The sequence below is a fragment of the Anaeromyxobacter diazotrophicus genome, from assembly GCF_013340205.1.
Lineage (GTDB): Bacteria > Myxococcota > Myxococcia > Myxococcales > Anaeromyxobacteraceae > Anaeromyxobacter_A > Anaeromyxobacter_A diazotrophicus.
Window position 1 is genome coordinate 36,650 of sequence record NZ_BJTG01000004.1, and the last position, 24,585, is coordinate 61,234.

General features: G+C 76.3%; 21 protein-coding genes. 12 read left to right on the forward strand and 9 right to left on the reverse strand.

Going from position 1 to position 24,585, the window contains the following annotated elements:
- The first annotated feature begins 18 nt into the window (after window positions 1-18).
- Window positions 19-1,650, forward strand: coding sequence for a multiheme c-type cytochrome (locus tag HWY08_RS08835; protein WP_176064518.1), 1,632 nt, complete (start codon window positions 19-21; stop codon window positions 1,648-1,650).
- Window positions 1,651-1,657: 7 nt separating this feature from the next.
- Here the strand turns inward: HWY08_RS08835 and HWY08_RS08840 are convergent, their stop codons facing one another.
- Window positions 1,658-3,442, reverse strand: a complete 1,785-nt coding sequence (locus tag HWY08_RS08840) for a MutS-related protein (protein WP_176064519.1) — start codon at window positions 3,440-3,442, stop codon at window positions 1,658-1,660.
- Window positions 3,443-3,509: 67 nt separating this feature from the next.
- Between HWY08_RS08840 and HWY08_RS08845 the strand changes: the two genes are divergently transcribed.
- Together HWY08_RS08845 and HWY08_RS08850 are read left to right on the forward strand one after the other, a co-directional pair.
- Complete coding sequence (locus HWY08_RS08845) at window positions 3,510-5,009, forward strand: helicase HerA-like domain-containing protein (protein ID WP_176064520.1); 1,500 nt, start codon at window positions 3,510-3,512, stop codon at window positions 5,007-5,009.
- Entirely contained in the window at window positions 5,006-5,992 is a 987-nt protein-coding gene (locus HWY08_RS08850) for a YbgA family protein (protein WP_176064521.1), read from the forward strand. Before HWY08_RS08845 ends, HWY08_RS08850 begins: the two co-directional genes overlap by 4 nt.
- An 8-nt stretch (window positions 5,993-6,000) precedes the next feature.
- Here HWY08_RS08850 and HWY08_RS08855 read toward each other — a convergent pair whose 3' ends face one another.
- From HWY08_RS08855 to HWY08_RS08865, 3 genes are all read right to left on the reverse strand, one after another.
- Window positions 6,001-6,486 carry a flavin reductase family protein gene (locus HWY08_RS08855; RefSeq protein ID WP_176064522.1) on the reverse strand — a complete coding sequence of 162 codons (486 nt, stop codon included), beginning with the start codon at window positions 6,484-6,486 and terminating at the stop codon, window positions 6,001-6,003.
- Between the two features lie 75 nt (window positions 6,487-6,561).
- Window positions 6,562-8,070: a cryptochrome/DNA photolyase family protein gene (locus HWY08_RS08860; RefSeq protein ID WP_176064523.1), complete on the reverse strand. Its 1,509-nt coding sequence runs from the start codon at window positions 8,068-8,070 to the stop codon at window positions 6,562-6,564.
- Window positions 8,067-9,527 carry a DUF2867 domain-containing protein gene (locus tag HWY08_RS08865; RefSeq protein WP_176064524.1) on the reverse strand — a complete coding sequence of 487 codons (1,461 nt, stop codon included), beginning with the start codon at window positions 9,525-9,527 and terminating at the stop codon, window positions 8,067-8,069. Before HWY08_RS08865 ends, HWY08_RS08860 begins: the two co-directional genes overlap by 4 nt.
- 172 nt (window positions 9,528-9,699) lie before the next feature.
- On the opposite strand from HWY08_RS08865, the gene egtB reads away from it, so the two are divergent.
- Genes egtB through HWY08_RS08900 form a run of 7 tightly spaced genes read left to right on the forward strand, consistent with a single transcriptional unit; the run spans window position 9,700 to window position 19,481 of the window.
- The gene (egtB, locus tag HWY08_RS08870) at window positions 9,700-10,995 is read left to right on the forward strand and encodes an ergothioneine biosynthesis protein EgtB (protein WP_176064525.1); all 1,296 of its coding nucleotides are present in this window, start codon (window positions 9,700-9,702) and stop codon (window positions 10,993-10,995) included.
- The gene (gene egtD, locus HWY08_RS08875) at window positions 10,989-11,963 is read left to right on the forward strand and encodes an L-histidine N(alpha)-methyltransferase (protein ID WP_176064526.1); all 975 of its coding nucleotides are present in this window, start codon (window positions 10,989-10,991) and stop codon (window positions 11,961-11,963) included. Before egtB ends, egtD begins: the two co-directional genes overlap by 7 nt.
- 25 nt (window positions 11,964-11,988) lie before the next feature.
- A complete protein-coding gene (locus HWY08_RS08880) occupies window positions 11,989-12,486 on the forward strand; it encodes a ferritin (protein ID WP_176064527.1) in 498 nt (165 codons plus the stop codon).
- Between the two features lie 46 nt (window positions 12,487-12,532).
- Window positions 12,533-15,082: a M1 family metallopeptidase gene (locus HWY08_RS08885; protein ID WP_176064528.1), complete on the forward strand. Its 2,550-nt coding sequence runs from the start codon at window positions 12,533-12,535 to the stop codon at window positions 15,080-15,082.
- A 32-nt stretch (window positions 15,083-15,114) separates the two neighbouring features.
- On the forward strand, window positions 15,115-16,365 hold the full coding sequence (locus tag HWY08_RS08890; protein WP_235969534.1) for an MFS transporter: 1,251 nt from the start codon (window positions 15,115-15,117) through the stop codon (window positions 16,363-16,365).
- Entirely contained in the window at window positions 16,362-17,609 is a 1,248-nt protein-coding gene (locus tag HWY08_RS08895) for an MFS transporter (protein ID WP_209005142.1), read from the forward strand. Before HWY08_RS08890 ends, HWY08_RS08895 begins: the two co-directional genes overlap by 4 nt.
- Before the next feature lie 48 nt (window positions 17,610-17,657).
- On the forward strand, window positions 17,658-19,481 hold the full coding sequence (locus HWY08_RS08900; RefSeq protein WP_235969535.1) for a chloride channel protein: 1,824 nt from the start codon (window positions 17,658-17,660) through the stop codon (window positions 19,479-19,481).
- A 41-nt stretch (window positions 19,482-19,522) separates the two neighbouring features.
- Here HWY08_RS08900 and trhA read toward each other — a convergent pair whose 3' ends face one another.
- The 5 genes from trhA to HWY08_RS08925 form a co-directional block, all read right to left on the reverse strand.
- On the reverse strand, window positions 19,523-20,179 hold the full coding sequence (gene trhA, locus HWY08_RS08905) for a PAQR family membrane homeostasis protein TrhA (RefSeq protein ID WP_235969536.1): 657 nt from the start codon (window positions 20,177-20,179) through the stop codon (window positions 19,523-19,525).
- Window positions 20,180-20,254: 75 nt separating this feature from the next.
- The gene (locus tag HWY08_RS08910) at window positions 20,255-20,776 is read right to left on the reverse strand and encodes a ribonuclease H family protein (protein WP_176064530.1); all 522 of its coding nucleotides are present in this window, start codon (window positions 20,774-20,776) and stop codon (window positions 20,255-20,257) included.
- A 44-nt stretch (window positions 20,777-20,820) separates the two neighbouring features.
- Complete coding sequence (locus HWY08_RS08915; protein WP_176064531.1) at window positions 20,821-21,009, reverse strand: hypothetical protein; 189 nt, start codon at window positions 21,007-21,009, stop codon at window positions 20,821-20,823.
- Window positions 21,010-21,058: 49 nt separating this feature from the next.
- Window positions 21,059-22,027: a YheT family hydrolase gene (locus HWY08_RS08920; RefSeq protein WP_235969537.1), complete on the reverse strand. Its 969-nt coding sequence runs from the start codon at window positions 22,025-22,027 to the stop codon at window positions 21,059-21,061.
- On the reverse strand, window positions 22,024-22,626 hold the full coding sequence (locus tag HWY08_RS08925) for a tRNA-uridine aminocarboxypropyltransferase (protein ID WP_176064532.1): 603 nt from the start codon (window positions 22,624-22,626) through the stop codon (window positions 22,024-22,026). Before HWY08_RS08925 ends, HWY08_RS08920 begins: the two co-directional genes overlap by 4 nt.
- Window positions 22,627-22,683: 57 nt before the next feature.
- Here HWY08_RS08925 and HWY08_RS08930 point away from each other — a divergent pair, with 57 nt between their 5' ends.
- Together HWY08_RS08930 and HWY08_RS08935 are read left to right on the forward strand one after the other, a co-directional pair.
- The gene (locus tag HWY08_RS08930) at window positions 22,684-23,535 is read left to right on the forward strand and encodes a hypothetical protein (protein WP_176064533.1); all 852 of its coding nucleotides are present in this window, start codon (window positions 22,684-22,686) and stop codon (window positions 23,533-23,535) included.
- A gap of 34 nt (window positions 23,536-23,569) precedes the next feature.
- Window positions 23,570-24,553 carry a zinc-dependent alcohol dehydrogenase family protein gene (locus HWY08_RS08935; protein ID WP_176064534.1) on the forward strand — a complete coding sequence of 328 codons (984 nt, stop codon included), beginning with the start codon at window positions 23,570-23,572 and terminating at the stop codon, window positions 24,551-24,553.
- Window positions 24,554-24,585 lie beyond the last annotated feature (32 nt).

A 24,585-nucleotide genomic window follows, 5' to 3' on the forward strand; every position in this document is an offset into this window, starting at 1 on the left:
AGCCGAAAGGAGTCCCACGTGACGCACCCGCGCACGCTGGCCCTCCTCGCGGTCCTGACCCTCGCCCCCGCCGCCGCCCTGGCGGCGGGGGGCGAGGCGCGCCCGAAGAAGGCCGCCCCGGCGAAGCCCGCCGCGGCGGCCGTCGCCGTTCCGGCGCGCTCGCAGGGCTGCGTGGAGTGCCATCAGACGTCCAGCCCCGCCCTCGTGACGCAGTGGCACGACAGCACGCACGCCCGGAAGGGCGTCGCCTGCCTCGACTGCCACCAGCGCCAGGCCGGCGCCGCCGACGCGTTCCAGCACGGCGACGCGCTCATCGCCACCGTCGTGACGCCGCGCGACTGCGGCCGCTGCCACCAGAAGGAGGCGGAGGAGTTCGGCCGGAGCCACCACGCCAAGGCCGGCAACATCCTCGCCTCGCTCGACAACTACGTGGCGGAGACGGTGGAGGGCGCGCGCGTCCCGTTCAACCCCCACGGCACCACCCCCGGCTCCTCGCCGATCATGGTGAACGGGATGGCCAGCGCCGAGTCGGGCTGCCAGCAGTGCCACGGCACCAAGGTGGCGCTCCGGGCGAAGGACGGGGGGAAGCCCATCACGGTCGACGACCTGAAGCCGGGCGCCGACGGCAGGCCCACCGACCAGGCGGCGCTGGCGCGCGTGGCGCGCGACGCCGACGGCAAGCCCGCGCTGGTCGAGGCGACCTGGCCCAACACCGGGATCGGCCGCATCAACCTGGACGGCTCGCTCGGCTCCTGCTCCGCCTGCCACAGCCGGCACGACTTCGCGCCCCGCCGCGCCCGCCAGCCGGAGAACTGCGGGAAGTGCCACCTCGGCCCGGACCACCCGCAGAAGGAGATCTACGAAGAGTCGAAGCACGGCATCGCCTACCGCGACCAGCGCGACAAGATGAACCTGGACGCGAAGAAGTGGGTGCTGGGCGAGGACTACGCCGCGGCGCCGACCTGCGCCTCGTGCCACATGTCCGCCAACGCGAACGGCGGGAAGGTGACGCACGACCCCGGCGAGCGCCTCTCCTGGACGAACCGCCCCCCCATCTCGCTCCGCATGGACACCGACGCCCAGCACCGGGTGGTCACCGAGCAGGACCCCGCCAAGCGCCAGGCGCTGGTGGCCGACACCGCCGCGCAGAAACGCGACCGGATGAAGGGGGCCTGCACCACCTGCCACGCCTCGTCCTACGTCGACGCCTTCTACAAGCAGTACGACGACTTCCAGGCCCTCTACGCCGAGAAGTTCGCGAAGCCCGGGCAGGAGCTCATGAAGGCGCTCCACGACAACGGGCTGCTCACCAAGATCGACTTCGACGAGAAGCTCGAGTGGGACTGGTTCTACCTCTGGCACCACGAGGGCCGGCGCGCGCGGATGGGCGTCAGCATGAACGCCCCCGACTACGCGCACTGGCACGGGATGTACGAGGTGGCGGAGGACTTCTACCAGAAGATCGTACCCGAGGCGCGCGCCCTCATCGACGAGGCGGCCCGGCACGGGAAGGCGGCGCAGGCGAAGGCCGCCGGCGCCGTGCTCGACGCCATCCTCGCCCGCCCGGAGCACGCCTGGTACCTCGAGCAGCGGGCGCAGAACCCGCCGGTGCAGGGCGAGTCCGTTCGCCCGCCGGCGCGGGCGAACTGAGGAGCGCTCACACCTCCAGCCCGACCGCCCGCATGAGCGCGAGCGCGTTCGACCTCGTCACCACCCCCGGCCGCAGGCGGTAGTCGAACACCACCTCGCCGCCGTGCACCTCGTCCTCGAAGTGGGCGTTCGCCGCCTCGCCGAGCGCGGTGGCGGCCTCGGAGAGCGCCAGGTCGTGGGTGGTCACGAGGCCCACCGCGCCGCGGGCGAGGAGGGTGCGCAGCACCGCCTCGGCGCCGATGCGGCGGTCGCGCGAGTTGGTCCCGGCGAGCAGCTCGTCGAGCAGGAACAGGAGCGGCGGCGTCCCGGCGGCGAGGTCGAGCAGCGCCCGCAGGCGCGTGATCTCGGCGTAGAAGCGCGAGCGCCCCTCGGCCAGCGAGTCCTGGATGCGCAGCGTGGCGCCGGCCTGCAGCGGGGTGAGCGCGAGCCGCCGCGCCCGCACCGGCGCGCCCGCCAGCGCCAGCGCGGTGTTCACGCCCACGGTGCGGAGGAGCGTGCTCTTCCCGGACATGTTGGAGCCGGACACGATGAGCAGGCGCGCGCCCGCGCCGAGCCGGACGTCGTTGCGGACCGCGCGCCCCTCGTGGAGGAGCGGGTGGGCGAGGCCCTCCGCCTCGAAGCGCGCGCCGCCGGCCGGCTCGAGGAGCTCCGGGTACGGGTCGCCCGGGTGCAGGAAGGCGTGGGCGCCGAGCGCGGAGAGCGCCTCGAGCTCGGCCGCGGCCCCGAGCCAGGCGCGCACCTGCCGCCCGTGCGCCGCGCGCCAGCGCTCGACGGCGAGCGCCGCCTGGAGCCGCCACAGGAGCAGGAACGCGACCGGGGCGAAGACCTGGTTGTCCGCCCAGCCGCCGCGGTCGACGATCCGCCCGAGCTGCCGGATGCGAGCCGAGGCCGCCTCGCGCCCGGTCCCGAGGGCGGCGCCCAGGTCGCGCAGCCGGGCATCCTCGAGCGGCTCGCGCTCCAGCCGCGCCAGGAGGTCGGCGAGCAGGAGCAGCTCCGCGCCGGGCCGCTCGACGCCGCCGAGGATCTCCGCCAGGGTCCCCTGCGCGGCGCGCAGCGCCAGCCACTCCACCGCCGCGACGCCCACCACCGCCAGGCCCGGCACCGCCCCCGCGAACCAGCCCACCAGCGCCGCCAGCGCGACCCCGCCGGCGAGGAGCGCGGGCAGGGCGAGCCAGCCGGGCAGGGCGCGCGGCAGCTCGGCCCAGGCGGCGAGCCGGTCCGGGTGGAGCTCGGCGCGGGCGTCGCCGCCCAGCACCGCCAGGTCCTCGCGCAGGTCGAGCCGGGGCGCGAGGTCGGCAGCCGCCCCCTGGCGCGCGCGCACCTGGGCGACCGGGGCCGGCGCGAGGAGCCAGCGCGCGAGCAGGTCGGCGCCGGGGCGCGTCCGCGCGGTGCAGAGGAGCTCGAAGACCGAGCCCCGGCCGAAGAGGTCGAGGTCCTTCGCGTAGGGGTGGTCGTCCGCCGCGTACCGCTCGCCGCCGTCGCCGCGGCCGGCCCACGAGCCGTCGAGCCGCGCCAGCCCCTCCTGGTGGAAGGCGACCGCCCGGCGGGCGCGGGTGAGCCGGCGCAGCGTGCGGTCGTGCCATACGACGAGCGCGAGGAAGAGCGCGCCGGGCGCGAGGAGCCACCAGGCCGAGAGCCGGTGGAGCGCGAGCGAGAGGACCGCCACCGCCGTCAGCGCCGCGAAGCCGAGGAGCCGCAGGAAGGCGATGCGCGCGTCGCGCCGCTCCCACGCCGCCACGGCGCCGCGCCGCGCGCCGAGCCGCGCCTCGAGGATCGCCCGGGGATCGTGCATGGCGCGACAGGGTAACCCGCGACCGGGCGCGGCGGCTGCGCTAAGTAGGTGGCCCGAGGAGAAGCCCATGGCCCGCCCACCGCTCACCGTCCCGGTCGCCCGCGCCCGCGAGGAGGAGCTCGCGCTGCTCGCCCGCATGGCGAACCGGCACGGCCTCGTCGCCGGCGCCACGGGCACCGGCAAGACCGTCACGCTGCGGGTGCTGGCGGAGGGGCTGTCGCGGCTCGGGGTGCCGGTCTTCATGGCCGACGTGAAGGGCGACCTCTCGGGGTTGGCCCGCCCGGGCGCCGACGCCCCGCCGGTCTCCGAGAGGGTGAAGAAGCTCGGCCTGTCCGACTTCGCCTACCAGGCCGCGCCGGTCGCGTTCTGGGACGTCTTCGGCAAGCAGGGCCACCCGGTGCGCGCCACCGTCACGGCGCTCGGCCCGCTGCTGCTCGCCCGGATCCTGGGCCTCAACGACGTCCAGGAGGGCGTGCTCCAGATCGTCTTCAAGTTCGCCGACGAGCAGGGGCTCCTCCTGCTCGACCTGAAGGATCTGCGGGCGGTGGTGGCGGAGGTGTCCGACCGCGCCTCCGAGCTGCGCGCGAAGTACGGTAACGTCTCCACGGCGAGCGTGGGCGCCATCCAGCGCGCGCTCCTCGCGCTCGAGGCGCAGGGCGGGGACAAGCTCCTCGGCGAGCCCGCGCTGGAGCTCGAGGACCTCATGCAGACCGCGGAGGACGGCCGCGGGGTGGTGAACGTCCTCGCCGCGGACGAGCTCATCCGCGCGCCGCGCGTCTACGCGACGCTCCTCCTCTGGATGCTCTCGGAGCTCTTCGAGCGGCTGCCCGAGGTGGGCGACCCGGAGAAGCCGCGGCTGGTCTTCTTCTTCGACGAGGCGCACCTCCTCTTCGACGACGCGCCGAAGGCGCTGCTCGACCGGATCGAGCAGGTGGTGCGGCTCGTCCGCTCGAAGGGCGTGGGCGTCTACTTCGTCACCCAGAGCCCGCTCGACGTGCCGGAGACGGTGCTGGGGCAGCTCGGCAACCGGGTCCAGCACGCGCTGCGCGCCTTCACGCCGCGCGACCAGAAGGCGGTGCGCACGGCCGCGGACACGTTCCGGCAGCGGTCTGGGCTCGACGCCGCCGAGGTCATCACCCAGCTCGGCGTGGGCGAGGCGCTCGTGTCGCTGCTCGACGAGGGCGGCACGCCCACGCCCGTGGACCGGGCGCTGGTGCTCCCGCCGCGGAGCCGGCTCCAGCCGCTCACGCCGGACGAGCGCGCCGAGGTGGTGCGCGCCTCGCCGCTCGCGGCGCACTACGGCCAGGCGGTGGATCGCGAGTCCGCCTACGAGCAGCTGCGCGCCCGCGCCGGCGCCGCCCAGCGTGGCGAGCCGGCGCCGCGCGGGCGCTCCGGGGGCGGGTGGGGTGGCCGCGCGCCGCTCCCCGGCGACGCGGCCGGCGCCGCGCTCGACATGCTCGGCTCGGCGGCGAAGAGCGCCGCCCGCGCCGCCGGGTCGCAGCTCGGCCGCGAGATCATGCGGGGCGTGCTCGGCTCGCTCTTCGGGGGCGGGGGGCGGCGGCGGTGAGGAGGGGAGGCGCGCGTCGCGAGGAGCCCGCTGGCGCTCGAGGGCCCCTCCGCCTGGGAGTCTCGGCCTGCCTGCTCGGGCAGAACGTGCGCTACGACGGCGGGCACAAGCGGAACGACTTCCTCACCGGGCTCCTCGCGCGCTTCGTCGAGTTCGTGCCGGTGTGCCCCGAGGTGGAGCTCGGGCTCGGCACGCCGCGCGAGGCGATCCGGCTCGTGCGCGACGGAGGCCTGGTGCGGCTCGTGGGTCGCGCGACCGGCGCCGACCACACCGCCGCCATGCGGCGGCTGGCGGAGCGGCGCGTGGCCGAGCTCGCCCGCCTGGACCTCGACGGCTACGTCCTCAAGAAGGACTCGCCGTCCTGTGGAATGGAGCGGGTCAAGGTGTACGGCGGCGCGGTGGCGACGAAGGACGGCCGCGGCGCCTTCGCCGCCGTGCTGCTCGACCGGTTGCCGCTCCTGCCGGTGGAGGAGGAGGGTCGCCTCCAGGATCTGCCGCTGCGCGAGGCCTTCGTCGAGCGCCTCTTCGCCTACCGGCGGCTCAAGGCCCTCTTCGCCGGCCGCTGGGCGCTGGGCGAGCTGGTGGCCTTCCACGCGGCCGAGAAGCTCCTCCTGCTAGCCCACGAGCCGGCGGCGTACCAGCAGCTCGGGCGGCTCGTCGCGGGCGCGAAGGGGATCCCGCGCGCCGAGCTCGCCCGCCGCTACGGCGAGCGCTACCTCCGCGCGCTCGCGAAGCCGGCCACCCGCGGCCGCCACGTCAACGTGCTGCAGCACATGGCGGGCTACCTGAAGGACCTGGCCGCCCCCGGCGAGCGGCAGGAGCTGCAGGAGGCCATCGCCGACTATCGCCAGGGCCTGGTGCCGCTCGTCGTCCCGGTGACGCTCCTCCGCCACCACGTCCGGCGGCACGGGATCGCGTACCTCGCCGGGCAGCGCTACCTCGAGCCCCACCCCAAGGAGCTCATGCTGCGGAACCACGCCTGAGGGTGGCGCTACCGCGCGCTCGCCTTCACGTAGCGCAGCCCCGCGGCGGTGGTGAGCGGCTGGCCGTCGCCGAGGATCCCGGCGTCGACCACGTTCCCCACCACGAGGACGTGGTCGCCCGACTCGTAGATCGCCGCCACCTCGCAGTCGAGGTACGACAGCGCGTCCTTCAGGATGGCCGCGCCGGAGTCGCCCTCGCGGGTCGCCACCGCGTCGAGCTTGTCCTCCTCCGCCATCGCCTGGCGAGAGAAGTGGGCGGCCAGGCGCTGCTGGCCCTCGCGCAGCACGTTCACGGCGAAGTTCTTCGTGCTGCGCAGGAAGTCCACGCTGTAGTGGTGGCGGTCGGCCGCGAACACGACCTGCGGCGGGTCGAACGAGGCCGGCGCCACCCAGGAGACGGTGAGGGCGTTCTCCGCGCCGCCGCGCCCCACCGTCACCACCGTCACCGGCAGCGGGAACTTCTGCAGCACCTGCGTGAAGGCGTTCTTGTCCATGAGGGACCTTTCGCCTCGCTGGGACGCTCCGTCAACGCCGGGCGCCGAGGACGCCCCCTCCGAGACGGACCGGGATCAACCCCGGGGCTCGGGGCCCGCCCTCGGCTCGGCCGGGGCCCGGTCCTCGCCCCAGCGCGCGAGGTACCGCGCGAGCCGCAGCTTGCGCGCCGTGTTCGCGCTCGTCATGTAGCGCACCGTCCCGAAGACGGGCCGCTCCGGGCCCCACGGCCGGTCGTAGCGGCCGAAGCACCACAGGATGCCCGCGTACGAGCACGGGTCGCGGCCGTCGAGCGCCCAGCGGTCGTTCAGCGCCACGGCCGTCTCGAGCGCCTCCTCCGGCGAGCGGGACCACTCGAGGATCTTCTTTCCCCACAGCATGCGCAGGTAGCCGTGGATGCGCCCCTCGCCGCGGAGCTGGCGCTGGGCGGCGTTCCAGAGCGGGTCGCCGGTGCGCGCCTCCTCCAGCGCGGCCCGGCCGTACACGGCCGGCCGCGGGTCGGCGGCGTGCTTCGCGAGCGTCGCGCGCGCCCAGCCCGGCAAGGAGCCGTACGCCGCGTGGTCCTCGCGCTTCGCGGCCATGTTGAAGCCGAGCTCGCGCCAGGTGACGAGCTGGTCGAGGAAAGCCTCGGCCGAGGGGCTCGTCCCCCACCACCCCTCCCGCTGGCCCCGGGGGCGCGCGCCGAGCCGCGCGGGGGTCCATCGCTCCGCCTCGGCGACGGCGCGGAAGACCTCGTGGGCCGAGAGGTGCCCGAAGTGGAGCCACGGCGAGAGGCCGCTGCCGGCGTCGAGGTCCGGGTGGTTGCGATCCCGGGCGTAGCGCGCGAGCCGCTCCTCGACGAACCGGCGCAGGGCGGCCCTCGCCGCGCGGGTCCCGCCGGGGATGGGCGAGGGTGGCACCGCGTGGTCGATGGGGAGCCGCGCCAAGTGGGCGGCGTCGCCGGCGAGGAGCGCCGGGGTCGCCGCGGGCCAGCGGCGGAGGAGCTCGGGCGGGAGCGGCGGCGCCTCCGGCAGCGGCTGGCCGCGGAAGGGGTGGGGGGAGGGGGAGGCGGTGAGGTGCTCCGGCAGCTCGGACTGCAGGAAGCGGCGGAACGCGTGGGCGGTGGGGAAGACGCGCGTCGCCGCCGCCACCGGGAGGAGCCCGTTCCCGTCCACCGCCTCCAGGCGTACCGCGAGCCTCGCCCCGGCGGCGGCGAGCATGCGCGGGAGGAAGAAGGTGGGGAAGTCGTCGGTGACGACCGCGCAGGCCTCCGCCGCGAGCGCCTCGAGGAGCCCCCGGCCGTCGCCCGCGCGCGCCTCGACGTAGGGGTGGTAGACGACGCGAGCGCGGGCGAAGGCGGCGGCCTGCTCGGCCATCCCCTGCAGGACGAAGCGGTGCAGCCGGTCGCTCGCGTGCGGGTACCCGGCCCGGAGCGCCTCCAGCACGACGAGCGGCCGCGCGAGCTCGCGCGCGAGCCCGATCGCCCGGTCGAGCGCGAAAGAGTGCGAGGCGCGCCGCGCGGCGACCATCCAGTACACCACGTACCGACCGTCCGGCCGGAGCGGGGCGGCGTTCAGGGCGCGGAGGCGCGCGGTGGGCACCTTCACCCGGGGCGCTCCGCGGCCGCCGCGCTGGCGCTCGCGCCGACGCGCTCGATCAGGTGACGGAAGATGAGGGCGTGGATGGGGTAGAGCAGGTACCAGTAGGCGAGGCCGGCGAGGCCCCGCGGCGCGAAGAAGGCGGTCTGCACCAGCCGCGTCGCCCCGCCGGCCGCCGGGTGGACCTCGAACTGCAACCAGGCCCGGCCGGGCACCTTCATCTCGGCGCGCAGCCGCAGGAGCCGGGCCGGCTGGACCTCCTCCACGCGCCAGAAGTCGAGGGCGTCGCCGGCGCGCAGCTCGTCGCGATCCCGCCGGCCGCGGCGCAGGCCCACCCCGCCGAGGAGGCGGTCGAGCGCGCCGCGGAGCCGCCACGCCCAGCCCGCGTACAGCCAGCCCCGGTCGCCCCCCAGGCCGGAGAAGGCGCGGAACACGTCCGCCGGCGCCGCCGCCACCTCGCGCTGGCGCCGCTCGACGATGAGCCCCGCGCCCTGCGCCAGCGTCACCGGCGCGCGGTCGCCCTGGCTGGTGGCGAGCGCGTCGCTCCAGCTCGCCTGGACGTCGCCCCGGTCGAGCCCGGAGAGCGCCTCGGCGAGGGCCTCGCGGTAGCCGAGCGGGACGATCTCCGGGAAGAGCCGCCGGGCCAGGTCGTCGCGCACCACCACCTCGCTCCGCAGCCCCTCGATGAGCGGCCGCGCCAGCCCCCGCGGTACCGGGGTCATCCAGTGGACCCAGTGCGAGGAGAGGCCCGGCGAGAGCACCGGCACGGGCACGAGGACGCGCCGCAGCCCGCGCAGCGCCGCATAGCCCAGCATGAGCTCGCGGTAGGTGAGGGCGTCGGCGCCGCCGATCTCGATCACGCGGCCGGCGGCCGCCGGCGAGGTCAGGGCGGCGACGAGGTAGGCGAGCACGTCCCGGACGGCGATGGGCTGGACCCGCTGGAACACCCACCGCGGGCAGATCATGACGGGGAGCCGCTCGGTGAGGCAGCGCACCATCTCGAAGGAGATCGAGCCCGCGCCCACCACGATGGCCGCGCGCAGCTCGGCGACCGGCACCGCGCCCTCACGCAGCCGGTGGCCGGTGGCGTGGCGCGAGGCGAGGTGCTCGGAGAGCGGCCCGCGCTCGTCGCCGAGCGCCCCCAGGTACACGATCCGGCCGAGCCGGGCCGCCTCGGCCGCCTCCGCGAAGTGTCCCGCGGCCGCGCGATCGCGCTCGTCGAAGCGCGCGTGCGGGCCCATGCTGTGGACGAGGTAGTAGGCCGCGTCGCAGCCGGCCAGCGCGGGCCGCAGCGTCTCGGGCGCGAGCACGTCGCCGCGCGCGATCTCCACCTGGGGAGCCCAGCGGCGTCCCGCCACCCGCGCCGGGTCGCGCGCGAGCACCCGGACCTGGTGCCCCGCCTCGAGGAGGCGCGGCACGAGCGACCCCCCGATGTAGCCGGTCGCTCCGGTGACGAGGACGCGCATGCCCTCTCTTAAGCCGTCCCGCGCGAGCGCGCGGAGGGTCAGCGGGGAACCGCCCGGATCGCCCTCGCAAAAGCCCCGTGGCGAGGTGCGCCCGGGCGGGCCCCCTCCCAGGCGGACCCAGACCGGCGGCCGGTTGCGAGGCCGGCTGAGGCACCGCAGCTTGCGGGGAGCGATGGACGCCTCCGCCCAGCCGAGCCACGCGCCGCCCGCCCGCCCGTCGCCCGCTCCGGGTACGCCGGCCGCGGCGCGCTATCGCGCGGTGCGGGCCCGCACGGAGGCGCTCTGCGCGCCGCTCGGGCCGGAGGACATGGTGGTGCAGTCGATGCCCGACGCGAGCCCCGCCAAGTGGCACCTCGCGCACACCACCTGGTTCTTCGAGACGTTCCTCCTCGGGCCGCGCGAGCCTGGGTTCGAGCCGTTCCACCCGAAGTACGGGTTCCTCTTCAACTCCTACTACGACACCGTCGGCCCGCGCCACGCGCGCGCCAAGCGCGGCCTCCTGACGCGGCCGCCGCTCCCCGAGGTGCGCGCCTACCGGCGCCAGGTGGACGATCGCGTGCTGGCGCTCCTCGAGCGCGGGCTCGATCCGGAGGGCGCGGCGGTGCTGGAGGTCGGCCTCCACCACGAGCAGCAGCACCAGGAGCTGCTCCTCACCGACATCAAGCACGCCTTCTCGGAGAACCCGCTCCGCCCGGCCTACGCGCCGCCGCTCGCGCCGTCGCGCCGGTCCGCGCCGCGGCTCGCCTGGGTGGAGCACGAGGGCGGCCTGTGCGAGCTCGGGCACGGCGGCGGCGGCTTCGCCTTCGACAACGAGGGGCCGCGGCACCGGGCGTGGCTCGAGCCCTTCGCGCTCGCCTCGCGGGCGGTGACCTGCGGCGAGTACCTCGGCTTCCTCGAGGACGGCGGCTACCGCCGCCCCGGGCTGTGGCTCTCCGACGGCTTCGCCGCGGCGGCCCGGGCCGGCTGGGAGGCGCCGCTGTACTGGGAGCGCGACGGCGCGGGCTGGAGCGTGTTCACCCTCCACGGGCCGCGGCCGCTCGATCCCGCCGAGCCGGTGGTCCACCTGTCGTACTACGAGGCGGACGCCTACGCCCGCTGGGCGGGGGCGCGGCTCCCCACCGAGGCGGAGTGGGAGGTGGTCGCGAGGGGCGCCGCCGAGGACGGGGCGCTGGCCGACGGCGGTCGCTACCACCCGGCGGCGGCGGGGGAGCAGCGCCCGGCCCAGCTCCTGGGCGACGTCTGGGAGTGGACGGCGAGCGCGTACGCGGCGTATCCGGGGTACCGCCCCGCCCCCGGCGCGCTCGGCGAGTACAACGGCAAGTTCATGGTGAACCAGCTCGTGCTGCGCGGGGGCTCCTGCGCCACGCCGGCCGGGCACGTGCGCCCCACCTACCGCAACTTCTTCTACCCGGAGGCCCGCTGGCAGTTCTCGGGCCTCCGCCTGTGCCGGGAGGCGCGCCGATGCTGACCACCACCGAGGGGCTGTTCGAGGTCCGCCCGCTCGCCCGCGAGAGCCGCGCCGAGTTCCTGGAGGACGTCCTGTGCGGCCTCGCCCGCGCGCAGAAGGAGCTCCCCTGCAAGTGGCTCTACGACGCGCGCGGGTCGGCGCTGTTCGAGCGCATCTGCCAGCTCGAGGAGTACTACCCGACGCGGGTCGAGCTCGCGATCATGGAGCACCACGCGCGGGAGATGGCGGCGCTGCTGGGACCGGACTGCGCGCTCGTCGAGTACGGCTCGGGGTCGAGCCTCAAGACGCGGCTGCTCCTGCAGCACCTCCGGCCGGCCGCCTACGTGCCGGTCGACATCTCGGGCCCGGCGCTGACCGAGGCCAGCGACCGGCTGGCGCGCGCCTTCCCGCAGCTCCCGGTGCTGCCGGTCTGCGGCGACTTCACGAAGCCGCTCCTGCTCCCGCTGGACGGCGTCGCCGCGGGGCGGCGCTGCGTCTACTTCCCCGGCTCCACCATCGGCAACTTCCACAAGCCCGAGATGGTCGGGTTCCTGGCCTCGGTGGCCCGCCAGTGCGGCCCCGGCGGCGGGTTACTCCTCGGCGTGGACCTGCGCAAGGAGCGTGACGTGCTGGAGCGCGCCTACGACGACGCGCAGGGGGTGACGGCGTCGTTCGACCTCAACGTGCTGGTGCGCGCCAACCGCGAGCTCGGGGCCGACTTCCGCCTCGACAGCTTCCGCCACGAGGCGCGCTGGGACGAGCGGCAAGGGCGGATGGAGATGCACCTCGTCTCCACCCGGGAGCAGACGGTCCACGTGGGCGGCGAGGCGTTCCGCTTCGACGAGGGCGAGAGCATCTGGACGGAGTCCTCGTACAAGTACGACCTGCGCGAGTTCGCCGTGCTGGCTGCGCTGGCGGGGTGGCGCTCCGAGTCGGTGTGGACCGACCACCGCGCCTGGTTCAGCGTCCAGTACCTCACGTGCGCCTGACCCCGGGGGCGGTTAAGCCCCCGCCATGATCTCTCCCGAGATGCAGGAGGCGCTCTCCGAGCACGCCTCGCAGGAGGTGTACTCGGCGTACCTGTACCTGGCGATGGGCGCCTGGTGCGACACCAAGGCCTACAAGGGCTTCGGTCGCTGGCTGCGCGTCCAGCACGGCGAGGAGCTCGAGCACGCGCGCAAGTTCGTGGACTACGTGCTCGACCGCGGCGGCCACCCCAGCTTCGCCGCGGTGGCGGCGCCGCCGCGCGAGTTCGGCACCATCACGCAGGTCTTCGAGGCGGTGCTGGCGCACGAGCAGCAGGTCACGCGGCGGATCCACGGGCTCTATCAGGCGGCGCTGGCCGGGAAGGACACGGCGGCGCAGGTCTTCCTGCAGTGGTTCGTGGGCGAGCAGGTCGAGGAGGAGGCCGCGGCCCAGGAGATCGTCGACAAGCTCCGGCTCGTCGGCGAGCGCCCCGGCGCCGCGCTCTACCTCGACAAGGAGTACGGTAAGCGCGGGAAGAGCGGGTAGGGCGCGGGGTCCTCCCCTCCACCCCCTCTCCCCCCCCGGAGCGCCCGTGCCCCACGCCACCGACGACCGCAACTACCGCCTCCCCACCTCCGTCCGCCCCGCCCGCTACCAGCTGACGCTCTCGCTCGACCCCGGGCGGCGCGTCTTCGCGGGCGAGGGTCAGGTCGGGCTCGAGCTGGCGGCGCCCACCGGCGAGCTCGTGCTGCACGCGGCGGCGCTCGACCTCACGCGCGCCGAGCTCCGGACCGCCGACGGCCCGCGGGCGGTGCGGGTGGTGCCCGCGCCGGCCAGCGAGACGGTCCGGCTCGTCCTCGAACGGCCGGCGCCGGCCGGCGCGGCGACGCTCGAGCTCGCCTGGAACGGCCACGTCAGCGACGGCCTGCGGGGGCTCTACCAGGCCGCGGGGGTGGCGGTGACGCAGTTCGAGGCGGCCGACGCCCGCCGCGTCTTCCCGTGCTTCGACGAGCCGGGCTTCAAGGCGCCCTGGGCGCTCACCGTCGAGGCGCCCGCCGGGCTGGCGCTCCTCTCGAACGGCGCGCCGGAGCGGACCACCGAGGCGGCCGGCCGGCAGCGCGTCGCCTTCCGCGAGACGCCGCCGCTCCCCACCTACCTCGTCGCGCTCGCCTGCGGCGCCCTCGAGGCGCGGCCGGCCGGCGCGGCGCGCGGCGTCCCGGTGCGGACCTGGGCCGTCCCGGAGAAGCTCGCGCTGACCGCCTTCGCGCAGGAGGTCGCGCTCGAGGTGCTCCCGCGCCTGGAGGACTACTTCGGCCTCCCCTACGCCTTCGGGAAGCTCGACCAGGTGGGCGTGCCGGAGTTCGAGGCGGGCGCGATGGAGAACGCCGGCCTCGTCACCTACCGCGAGGCGGCGCTCCTGCTCGACCCCGCCACCGCCGCGCTGCCGGTGAAGAAGCGCGTCGCCGAGGTCATCACCCACGAGCTGGCGCACCAGTGGTTCGGCAACTGGGTCACCATGCAGTGGTGGGACGACCTGTGGCTGAACGAGTCGTTCGCCACCTGGATGGCGGCCAAGATCGTCGACGGCTGGCGGCCGGAGTGGCGGGTCTGGCTCGACTTCGACGCCGGCAAGGCGGCCGCGCTCCACCTCGACGCGCTCCGCTCGACGCACCCGGTCCGGGCCGAGGTGAAGAACCCCGAGGACATGACCGAGAGCTTCGACGTCATCACCTACGAGAAGGGCGGCGCGGTGCTCCGGATGATCGAGGGGTACCTGGGCGAGGGCCCGTTCCGCGACGGCATCCGCCTCTACATGCGGCGCCACGCGAAGGCGAACGCGGTGGCCGGCCAGCTGTGGGCGGCGCTGGCGGAGGCCTCGGGCCAGCCGGTGCCGGAGCTGGCCGACGCGTGGATCGGAGGGCCCGGCTACCCGGTGGTGGAGGTGCGGCGCGAGGGGCGCCGGGTGGCGCTGGGCCAGCGGAGGTTCTACTCGGAGCCGGGCGTGGCCGAAGCCGGCGAGCGCTGGCCAGTGCCGCTCGTGCTGCGGTACGAGGACGCGGGCGGGGTGAAGGAGGCGCGCCACCTCCTGCGCGGCGCGGCGGGCGAGCTCACGCTCCCGGGCGAGGGCGAGGTGCGCTGGCTCGTCGCCAACGGGGGCTCGACCGGCTTCTACCGCGTCGCCTACGACGCCGCGTCGGCGGCCGCGCTGGCGCGCCACCTGCCTCGGCTGGCGCCCTCCGAGCGCATCGGGCTCATCGCCGACCAGTGGGCGCTCGTCCGCGCCGGCGCGCGCGAGCCGGCCGACTTCCTCGACCTGCTGGCGGCCTTCGGCGGGGAGGAGGACTACGCCGTCCTCGACGAGCTCGTCGGGCGGCTGGCGGGCCTCGAGGCGCGCCTCGCCGACGAGCCGGTCCGCCAGCGCTTCCAGCGCTTCGTGGCGAACCTGGTCGGCCCCGCCTTCGCCCGCGCCGGCTGGGATCCCGCGCCGGGCGAGCCCGACGCCTTGCGCATGCGGCGCGCCGCCCTGCTGCGCGCGCTGGCGCTGGTGGCGCGCGAGCCGGCGGCGGTGGCGGAGGGGGCGCGCCGCCTCGACCGGTTCCTCGGCGGCGACGCCGCCGCCCTCGAGCCGAACCTGCACGACGCGGCGGTGGCGATGGCGGCGCGGGCGGGCGACGAGCGCCGGTTCGAGGCGCTGCGCGCGCGCTTCAAGGTCGAGCCGGACCCGGCCCTCAAGCGCCGCTACCTGACCGGCCTGGCGCTCTTCGAGGACCCGGCGCTGGCGGCGCGCGCCGAGGCGCTCGCCTTCGGCGACGAGATCCCGCTCCAGGACGCGGCCTCGTACATGGGCGCGCTGCTCGCGAACCGCACCGCGCGCGAGGGCTTCTGGGGCGCGCTGCGGCAGCGCTGGGACGCGGTGCAGCAGCGCGTCGGCGGCGCCCCCATGCTGCTCCGCCGGGTGGTGGAGGCGGTGGGCCAGCTCCCCGAGCGCCGCCACCTGGAGGAGGCGACCGCGTTCTTCGCCGCGCACCCGGTCCCGGCGGCGCGGCAGGCCATCGCCCAGACCCTGGAGCGGATGCGCCAGGACGTCGCGCTGTGGGAGCGCCTCGGTCCGGCCGTCGCCCGGTGGCTCGCGGCGCGGTAGGTCCGGCGGGGGGTTCGGGGTAGATTCCGGCCGTGACCGAAGCCCGCCCCTCGCCCCCCTGGATCTTCTCGCTCACCATCCTGCCCTTCGCGGCCGCCATCGGCTACGTCACCATCGCGGCGCCGTTCTGGCTCGCGACGCGGGGGGTGTCGCTCGTCGCCATCGGGGCCATGAGCGCCACGGCGCTCGCGCCGCACGCCTTCAAGTTCCTGTGGGCGCCGCTGCTCGACCTGGGGGCGCGCCGGCGCGCCTGGTTCGCCGCGACCAGCCTGCTCAGCGCCGCGCTGCTCGGCGCGCTGGCGCTCCTGCCCGCGCCCGAGGCGCACCTCGGCGCCTTCACCGCGCTGGCGTTCGCCGCCAACGTCGCCGCCACCACCGCCTGCGCCGCCGCGGACGGGCTCATGGCCATCACCACCGCGCCCGAGCGCAAGGGCGCCGCCGCGGCCTGGCGCATGGCGGGCAACGTCGGCGGCACGAACGTGCTCGGCGCGCTCGTGCTGTGGGTCTCGAAGTACAGCTCGGTCGGCGTGGCGGGCGGGGCCCTGGCGGCGCTCACCGCCGGGTCGGCGGTCGCGGCGCTCTTCATCCACGAGCCGCGCGCCGCCGCGTCCGCGCCCGGCGCCCGGCTCCTCGCCGCGGCGGGCCGCAGCCTCGCGGCCATCGGGCGGGACCTGTGGGGGATGGTGCGGAGCCGCGAGGGCTGGACCGGCATCGTCATCTGCGCCGTGCCGGTGGGGGCCGGGGCGCTCACCAACATCTTCAGCGCCATGGCGCCGGAGTACGGCGCCAGCGAGGACGTGGTGGCGATGGTCAACGGGCTCTGGGGCGGCCTGGTGGGCGCGGGCGGCTCGTTCCTGGGCGGGTGGCTCGCCGACCGGATGAACCGGCGCATCGCCTACGCCATCTCGGGCGTCCTCATCGCCGCGAGCGCCCTCGCCATGATGGCCGGGCCGATGACCCCGGCCACCTACACCTGGGGCACGCTCCTCTACAACTTCGCGACCGGGATCTCCTTCGCGGCGCTGGCCGCCTTCGTGCTGGAGATGGTGGGCCACAGCGTGGCGGCCGCGACGAAGTACACCCTCTTCATCGCGGTGGCGAACCTGGCCGGCTCCTACGTGACCGCGCTCGACGGGTGGGCCTCCGAGTTCCGCCACCTCGGCGCCCGCGGCGCGCTGGCCGCCGACGCCGCGCTCACCGTGGCGGGGATCGCGGTGCTGGCGGCCATGGTGTGGGTCACGCGGCGGCCGCGCGCCGCGACGCCGGAGGCGGTGCAGGCGTGAGCCACGACCCGGGGCGCGGCGCGCCCTCCTCGCTGACCGCCCGCTTCCCCGCGCTCCGCCACCGCGACCTCGCGCTGCTCCTCGGTGGCCAGCTCGTCTCGCTCACCGGCACCCAGATGCAGCAGGTGGCGGTGGTGTGGCAGCTCTACCTGTTCACCCGCTCGCCCTGGGCGCTCGGGCTGCTCGGGCTCTTCCGCGTCCTCCCGCTCATCGTGTTCGCGCTGGGGGGCGGGGTGGTGGCCGACGTCTTCGACCGGCGCCGCCTCATGATCGCGACCCAGTCCACCCTGGCGCTCGTCTCGGTGGCGCTGGCGGTGCTCTCGGCCACCGGCGCCGCCGGCGCCTGGGCGCTCTACGCCGCCGCCGCGCTCACCGGGGCGGCCGCCGCCTTCGACGGCCCCGCGCGGCAGGCGCTGCTCCCGCTGCTGGTGCCGCGCGAGGACCTGCCGTCGGCGCTGGCGCTCTCCGCGTTCGTCTGGCAGATCGCGACCGTGGTGGGACCGGCGGTGGGCGGGGTGGTGCTGGCCTGGACCGGCGTCGTGCCCATCTACGCCCTCGACGCCGCCTCCTTCCTGGCGGTGATCGGCGCGCTCCTCGCCATGCGCCACCGGGCGCCGCCGCGGAGCGGCGCGGCGGTGGGGCTCTCGGCGGTGCTGGAGGGCCTGCGCTTCATGCGGCGCGCCCCCATCATCCGCACCACCATGCTGCTCGACTTCGTCGCCACCTTCTTCGGCGGGTCGATGCTGCTCATGCCGATCTTCGCCGACCAGCTCCTGGCGGTCGGGCCGCGCGGGCTGGGGCTGCTCTACGCGGCGCAGCCGGCCGGCGCCGCCCTGGCCGGGCTGGTCCTCTCCTCCCGGGGCGTGCCGCGGCGCCAGGGCCTGGCGGTGCTCGTCTCGGTGGCGGCCTACGGCCTCGCGGTGGCGGTGTTCGGCGCCTCGCGCTGGTTCCCGCTCTCGCTGCTCGCGCTCGCCGCCTCGGGCGCGGCCGACACGGTGAGCATGGTGATCCGCCAGACGCTGCGGCAGCTCCTCACGCCCGACGCGCTGCGCGGCAGGATGACGTCCATCAACATGATCTTCTTCGCCGGCGGCCCGCAGCTCGGCGAGGTCGAGGCCGGGGCGGTGGCGCGCGCGTTCGGGGCGCGCGTCTCGGTGGCGTCGGGCGGGCTCCTGTGCGTCGTCGCGGTGGCCGCCACCGCGCTGCTCGCCCCGTCCCTGCGCCGTTACGAAAGCGCGCGCTGAGCACCTCTCGGAAGGCGCGCCGGGCCTCCGCGCGGCTTACCTTCCGAGGTGCGAGCGCGCCCTGCGCGGGCGCTCGACCAGGCACCCACGGTGTTCCGCCGCGACACCAGAACGCCGGACGATCCGGCCAACGGGACGGCTGCCGAGCAGCCGGTCTTCTACCGTTCGGTCCGCGAGTTCCTGGGGCAGCTCCCCGGGGTCGCGCAGCGGTTCTGGCTCCTCGTGGTCGCCACCGGCGTCATCTCGGGGCTGGGGGCGGTGGCGCTCCTCGAGCTGCTCGCGCTGGTGAAGCGGCTCGCCTGGGACGGCGGGCCCACCTTCCTGGCCGCGTTCCAGCACGCGTCGCCCGCCCGGCGGGTGATCGTGCCGACGCTCGGCGGGCTGCTCGTGCTCCTGGCGATGCTGGGAGTGAAGCGGCGCCTCGGCGGGCACGGCACCTCCGGCATCATCGAGGCCATCTGGGTCCACCAGGGACGGCTGCAGCTCGGCCGCGCGCTCCTGCGCGGCGCCCTGGCCATCGTGTCGGTGGGGATGGGCGCCTCCCTGGGGCGAGAGGGCGCGCTCCTGCAGACCGGCGCCGCGGCCGGCTCCTGGCTCGCCGACCGCTTCGGCGTGACGCGCCGCCAGGCGCGCCTCCTCGTCGCCTGCGGGGCCGCCTCCGGGCTGGCGGCCGCCTACAACGTGCCGATCGGCGGCGCGCTCTTCGGGCTGGAGGTGCTCCTCGGCAGCTTCGCGCTCGAGCTGTTCGGCCCGGTGGTGGTGAGCTGCGTGACCGCCACCATCATCGCGCGCATCGCCCAGGGGCCCTCGCCGAGCTACGTCATCCCCGCGTACGAGCTCATGCGCCCGCGCGAGGTGCTGGTGGGGCTCCTGCTCGCGCCGGTGCTCGGCCTCGCCGCGGCGGTGTTCGTGAAGGTTATGGGCTGGGTGGAGGTGCAGCTCTACCGCGTGAAGCCCGGGCCGGCGCGGCTCCTCCCCCCGCTCGCCATGGCGCTCCTGGGCCTGGTCGCGGTCCGCTTCCCGGACCTCCTCGGCAACGGCTACGACACGGTCAAGTCGGCGCTGCTGGGCGAGGTGCCGCTGGCGCTCCTGCTGGCGCTGCCGTTCCTGAAGCTCGCGGCGAGCGCGCTCTGCGCCGGGGCCGGGGTGCCGGGCGGCCTCTTCACGCCCTCGCTCTTCTACGGCGCGCTCCTCGGAGGCGGGCTGGGCGAGCTCCTGCAGCGGGCCTTCCCGTCGCTGCACGCCGCGCCGGGGGCGTTCGCGCTGGTGGGCATGGCGGGGGTGCTGGCGGGCACGACCCACGCGGCGGTCTCGGCGGTGCTCATCATCTTCGAGCTCACCGGCGACTACGGCGTCATCCTGCCGCTCATGCTCTCGTCGGCGGTGGCGGCGGCGACGAGCCGCGCGATCGAGCCCGACTCGCTCTACACCGCCCCGCTGCAGCGCCGCGGGGTGAAGCTGCCGGAGCTGCCGCGCCCGGAGTGGCTGCGCGCGACGCCGGTCTCGGCGCTCCTCTCGCGCGACGCCGAGCGGTGCGGCCCCGAGACGCCCTTCCGGACGCTCTTGCCGCGCCTGCTCGCGCTGCCGCCCGGGCACGACCTGTACGTCGTGGGGCCGGGGGGCGAGCTGCTCGGGATCCTGGCGCTCGACGCGCTCAAGGGCACCATCTCGGACGAGGCGCTGCTGTCCATGATCGTCGCCGCCGACGTGATGGACGAGGGCGCGGCGCCCATCACCAGCCACATGACCCTGGCCGAGGTCGCCGCCCGCTTCGCCGAGGCCGACCTGGAGCGGCTGCCGGTGGTGGACGACCAGCACCGCCTCATCGGGACGGTGTCGAAGCGCGACCTCCTGAAGCACGGGAGGTTCTGACCGGGGCGGAGCCCGAGGGGTCGCGCTGCCGCGTTCGCCAGCTACCGCAGCGCCACCACCGCCCCCGCCACCACGACGTAGTGGCACACCGCCGCGATCACCACCAGCGCGTGGAACACCTCGTGGTACCCGAACACGCGCGGCGCGGGATCGGGGCGCCGGAGGGCGTAGACGGCTGCGCCGGCGGTGTACGCGAGGCCGCCGGCGAGGAGCAGCAGGACGCCGCCGAGCCCGACCGCCGCCCGCAGCTCCGGGAGGAGCGGGAAGATGATCCAGCCGAGCCCGACGCACAGCGCCGCCAGGAGCGCCTTCGGCGCGTGGAGCCAGAACACCGCCTGCACGACCCCGAGCGCGGCCCCCGCCCAGACCGCCACCAGCAGCCAGAGGCCGCGGCTCCCGCCCAGCAGGAGGCAGAACGGGGTGTAGGTGCCGGCGATGAGCAGGAAGATGGCCGAGTGGTCGAGGCGCCGCATGAAGGCGCGCGCCGGCGGCCGCCAGGTGGGGCGGTGGTAGAGCGCGCTCACCGCGAACAGCGCCGTGAGCGTCACCCCGTAGACCGCCGCCGCCAGCGCGGCGCGCGGCGTCGGGGCGGCGCGGACCAGGGCCAGCGCGCCGGCCGCCGCGGCGAACGCCGCGATCTCGTGCGAGACGCCGCGCAGGAGCGGCTTCTCGCGCGCGGGGAGGGCCTGGCTGCTCATGTCCACCATGCTGCGCGCCCGCTGTCACGTGCGTGTCACGGCGGGCGCGGCCGGTGAGGGGAGGGTGCGCTCAGCTCAGCGGAGCAGCCCCAGCGAGCGCAGCGCGCTCACCACCGCGGCCCGCTCGGGCTGGCCCGACCCGCGCGCCGCGCCCTGCGCCAGCTGGTCGACGATCTCGTTCACCGCGTGCCCGTCGTGGCCGCGCACCCAGCGATACTGGACGCCCAGCTCCCGGGAGCGCGCGTCGAGCGCCTCGATGAGATCCCGGTTCAGCACCGGGCTGCCGGACGAGGTGACCCAGCTCTTCTTGCGCCAGCCGTGGATCCACTTCGTCATCGCGTCGACGACGTAGCGCGAGTCGGAGACGACCTCGATGCCGGCCGCCGCGGGGAGGCCGTCGAGCGCCTCGAGCGCGGCGCGCAGCTCCATCCGGTTGTTGGTGATGGGGTATGGCCCGTCCACCTCCCAGCGCGTGCCGCCGAAGCGGAGCGCGTGACAGGCGCGGTCGACCACCACGAACCCGGTGCCTCCCGGGCCGCCGGGGTTCACGAGGGCGGAGCCGTCGCAGAAGGCGACGAACCTGGCGTCAGGAGGCATGCGGCGCGCAGCCTAGACGACGGGGCTGACGCCGGCGGGGCGGCTCACCGGCCGCGCTGGCTGCTGCGGGCCGCGGGCTGGTGCGCGACGAACGGGTTCTTCGGCTTGCCCGCCTTCATGACCGGGTGCGACGGGTGTCCCTCGGGGTGCTCGGTCGACGCCTGGGCGCCGCTCGACGGGGCCTGGCGCTGCACCGGCTTGCCGGCCTTCTTCCGCTTCTTGCTGACGGGCATGTCGTCTCCCTCTCCGTGGCCCGATGGATGCGCCCGGTCCGGGCGGTTGTCAACGGCGAAGCGCCTCGTCCAGGAAGGTCGCGGCGCGCGCCTCGGCGAAGAACTCGAAACGCCAGGGCCGGCCCGAGACGAAGCCGACGTGGCCGCCCGCCGGGTAGGTCTCGAGCCTGAGCGCCGGGGTGTGGCGCGCGACCTCGAGCGGCAGGCTCTCGCGCGGCACGATGGGGTCGTCCTCCGCGGCGATGGCGAGGAGCGGCCGCGCGAGCCCGGGGAGCGCGCGGCCGGACGAGCAGCGCGTCCAGTAGTCGCGCGCGCCCGCGAACCCGTGGAGGCGCGAGGTGACGGCGTCGTCGAAGCGAGCGAACGTGTCGCAGGCGCGCACCTCGGCGGCGGTGAAGGGGAGCCCCTCGAACCGCCGCGTCTTGTCCAGCGCCTTCGCCCGGAGCGTGCGGAGGAAGCGCGCCCGGTAGAGCCGCGCCATGCCGCCCGAGCCGTCGATGGCGTCGGCGCAGCGGGCGAGGTCGAAGGGCACGGAGATGACGGCGCCGGCGCGCACCTCGGGGGGGAGGCGCTCGCCGCCCTCGCCCAGCCACTTCGCGACCACGTTGCCGCCGAGGGAGAAGCCCGCCACGCCGAGCGGGCGCCCGGGGCGCTCCGCGACGAGCCGCGCCACCACCCGGTCGAGGTCCGTCGTCTCGCCGGAGTGGTAGAGGCGCGGCAGGCGGTTGCGCTCGCCCGAGCAGCCGCGGAAGTTCACCGCCACGCTGGAGAGCCCGCGAGCCGCGCACGCGGCGACGAGGCGCAGGACGTAGGGCGCCCGGCTCGAGCCCTCCAGGCCGTGCAGGATCACCACCGCCGGCGCCCCCGGCTCGCCGTGCCGGTCCACGTCGAGGAAGTCGCCGTCGTCGAGCTCCCAGCGCTCGCGCCGCGGCGCGAGGCCGGCCGGCCCGCGCGCGAGGCGGGCGAAGATGGTCATGAGGTGCGGGCCGGGGAGCCAGCGCGCCGGGGCGTAGCTCACGCGCACCTCGCCGCCGGGCCCGCGGAGGGGCGCCGGAGCCGCCAGCTCCGCTCCAGCGCGGCGGCGTGGAGCGCGTCGAGCGCGCGTGCCGCCTCGGCCTCGCCGAGCAGGTGGAGCGCCCCCGCCATCGCCTCGAGGGTGCAGCGCCCGCCCGCGACCGTCGGGCGACGGATGGGGTCGGCCCCGCCGGCGGCGGCGCGCTCCGGGAGCGCCAGCCTGGGCAGGGTCTGGAGCGCCGGGACGCGCTGGATCATGCGGCGCGCCTGGGCCCAGGTGGCGTCGAGCACCACCACCTGCCGCGGCGGCGGGACGAGCGGCGCGGGGTGAGGGGAGGGGAAGAGCACCACCGTGCCCGGCTCCGCCAGCGCCGAGAGGTCCGGCTCCTCGCCGGGCAGGGCGTAGTCGACGAGGCGCAGGCCCGGCAGCGCGAGCGCCGCCCAGCGGCCGGAGTTGGTGGGGCGGTTGAGCTCGCTCGCGTGGCGCAGGACGAGGAACCGCGTGCGCGTCGCGACCGGGCGGACGTCGGGGCAGAGGCACGCCTCGGGCGGGAAGAGGCACCGCGCGCAGCGGCGGGCGAGGTCGACGGGGCCGCGGGCCATCGAGGAGCAAGAAACAGCGCCGGGGCCGGTCAGGTCAACCCCGACTATGCTCCTGGCATGGCGCCGCGGCGGGGGGCCAGGGAGCTGGAGCTCGAGGCGGCGGCCCGGCCGGCGGCTCCCGCCGCGCCCGCGGCCGCGGCCGGGGCCGCTGGAAACGAGGCGCTCGCCATGCTGGCGCGGCGAGGGCTGCGCCCGCGGGTCGCGCGGCCCGACGTCCCGTTCCCCCGCGAGCTCGACGGGGCGCTGGCCGACGCGCTCGCGGCGCGGCTCGGCCACTACGGATTCCGCCTCTTCCTGCGCGGGGCGATCGCGGGCCAGGGGCCCTTCCGGCCGGCCGAGGTGACGCGGTACCTCACCCCGGCGCAGGCGGAGCGCGCCGCCGAGGAGCTCGTGGACCTCGGCCTCGCCGCCCGCGTGGACGGCGGCCTCGTGCGCCTGCGCTGGCGGGCGCGCAGCTTCGGGGGCACGCTCGAGTGGTGGGTGGCGCGCGAGCTGCGGCGGCGGCTCGCGGCGGACGTGGCCGCCTGCGTCCGCTCCGGCGCGCCGGGCGTGGGGGGCGACCTCGACGTGGTGGCCGCGGTGGAGGGGAAGCTCGTCTACGTCGAGCTCAAGTCGTCGCCGCCGAAGCACCTCATGCCCGCCGAGGTGGCGGCCTTCCTGCGGCGGGTGCGGTCGCTCCGGCCCCACCTCTCCCTCTTCGCCGTGGACACCGCGCTCCGGCTCCCGGACAAGGTGCTGCCCATGCTGCTCGAGGCCGCTGGCCGGTCCGGGCCGCCGCGGCGCCTCCAGCGCGACTGCTGGGAGGTGGCGCCCCGGCTGTACGCGGTGAACGCGCGGCCGGACCTGGTGGCGAACCTGTGCCTCGCCATCGCGGATGGGCTCCACCAGCTCGCGCCCGAGCCGCCGTGACGCGCGGCCCTCCCGCGCCGGCTACACTTCCCCCATGCGCGCCATGGTCCTCGACCGTCCCGGCCAGCCGCTCCGGCTGCGCGACCTGCCGCTCCCCACGCCCGGCCCGGGACAGCTCCGCGTCCGCGTCCGCGCCTGCGGGGTCTGCCGCACCGACCTGCACGTCGTGGACGGCGAGCTGCCCGACCTCGGCCGGCCGGTCGTCCCGGGGCACGAGGTGGTCGGCCTGGTGGAGGCGCTGGGGGAGGGCGTGCAGGGGTTCGCCCTGGGCGCGCGCGTCGGCGTCCCCTGGCTGGGCTGGACCTGCGGCGCCTGCGAGTACTGCCGGTCCGGCCGCGAGAACCTGTGCGACCGGGCGCGCTTCACCGGCTACACCCTCGACGGCGGGTACGCGGAGGCGATGGTCGCCGACGCGCGCTACTGCTTCCCGCTCGCGCCCGGGCCCAGCGACGCGGAGGCCGCGCCGCTGCTCTGCGCCGGCCTCATCGGCTACCGCGCCTGGCGGCTCGCGCGCGGCGCGCGGCGGCTCGGGCTGTACGGCTTCGGCGCCGCCGCCCACCTGGCGGTGCAGGTCGCGCGCCACGCCGGCCAGGAGGTGTTCGCCTTCACGCGGCCCGGCGACGAGGCCGGACAGGCGTTCGCGCGCGAGCTGGGCGCCGCCTGGGCGGGCGACTCCACCGCTCGGCCGCCCCGGCCGCTCGACGCCGCGATTCTGTTCGCGCCCGTCGGCGCGCTCGTGCCGCTCGCGCTCGCCGCCGTGACGAAGGGCGGCACCGTGGTCTGCGCCGGGATCCACATGAGCGACATCCCGTCCTTCCCGTACGCGCTCCTCTGGGGCGAGCGGACCGTCTGCTCGGTGGCGAACCTCACCCGGCGGGACGGAGACGAGCTCCTGGCGCTCGCGCCCGCGATCCCGCTGCGGACCGAGGTGGAGACGTTCCCGCTCGCGGAGGCGAGCGAGGCGCTGGCGCGGCTGCGCGGCGGAAGGATCCGCGGCGCGGCCGTGCTGGTGCCCTGAAGCCTGGCGGGCGCGCCGGGAGGCGCGCCCGC

Excerpts from the sequence above, each read along its gene's own strand:
- HWY08_RS08840 (WP_176064519.1), bottom strand. The coding sequence starts at position 3,442 with ATGCACGATCCCCGGGCGATCCTCGAGGCGCGGCTCGGCGCGCGGCGC.
- HWY08_RS08845 (WP_176064520.1), top strand. The coding sequence starts at position 3,510 with ATGGCCCGCCCACCGCTCACCGTCCCGGTCGCCCGCGCCCGCGAGGAG.
- HWY08_RS08855 (WP_176064522.1), bottom strand. The coding sequence starts at position 6,486 with ATGGACAAGAACGCCTTCACGCAGGTGCTGCAGAAGTTCCCGCTGCCG.
- HWY08_RS08865 (WP_176064524.1), bottom strand. The coding sequence starts at position 9,527 with ATGCGCGTCCTCGTCACCGGAGCGACCGGCTACATCGGGGGGTCGCTC.
- egtB (WP_176064525.1), top strand. The coding sequence starts at position 9,700 with ATGGACGCCTCCGCCCAGCCGAGCCACGCGCCGCCCGCCCGCCCGTCG.
- egtD (WP_176064526.1), top strand. The coding sequence starts at position 10,989 with ATGCTGACCACCACCGAGGGGCTGTTCGAGGTCCGCCCGCTCGCCCGC.
- HWY08_RS08880 (WP_176064527.1), top strand. The coding sequence starts at position 11,989 with ATGATCTCTCCCGAGATGCAGGAGGCGCTCTCCGAGCACGCCTCGCAG.
- trhA (WP_235969536.1), bottom strand. The coding sequence starts at position 20,179 with ATGAGCAGCCAGGCCCTCCCCGCGCGCGAGAAGCCGCTCCTGCGCGGC.
- HWY08_RS08910 (WP_176064530.1), bottom strand. The coding sequence starts at position 20,776 with ATGCCTCCTGACGCCAGGTTCGTCGCCTTCTGCGACGGCTCCGCCCTC.
- HWY08_RS08915 (WP_176064531.1), bottom strand. The coding sequence starts at position 21,009 with ATGCCCGTCAGCAAGAAGCGGAAGAAGGCCGGCAAGCCGGTGCAGCGC.
- HWY08_RS08925 (WP_176064532.1), bottom strand. The coding sequence starts at position 22,626 with ATGGCCCGCGGCCCCGTCGACCTCGCCCGCCGCTGCGCGCGGTGCCTC.
- HWY08_RS08930 (WP_176064533.1), top strand. The coding sequence starts at position 22,684 with ATGGCGCCGCGGCGGGGGGCCAGGGAGCTGGAGCTCGAGGCGGCGGCC.
- HWY08_RS08935 (WP_176064534.1), top strand. The coding sequence starts at position 23,570 with ATGCGCGCCATGGTCCTCGACCGTCCCGGCCAGCCGCTCCGGCTGCGC.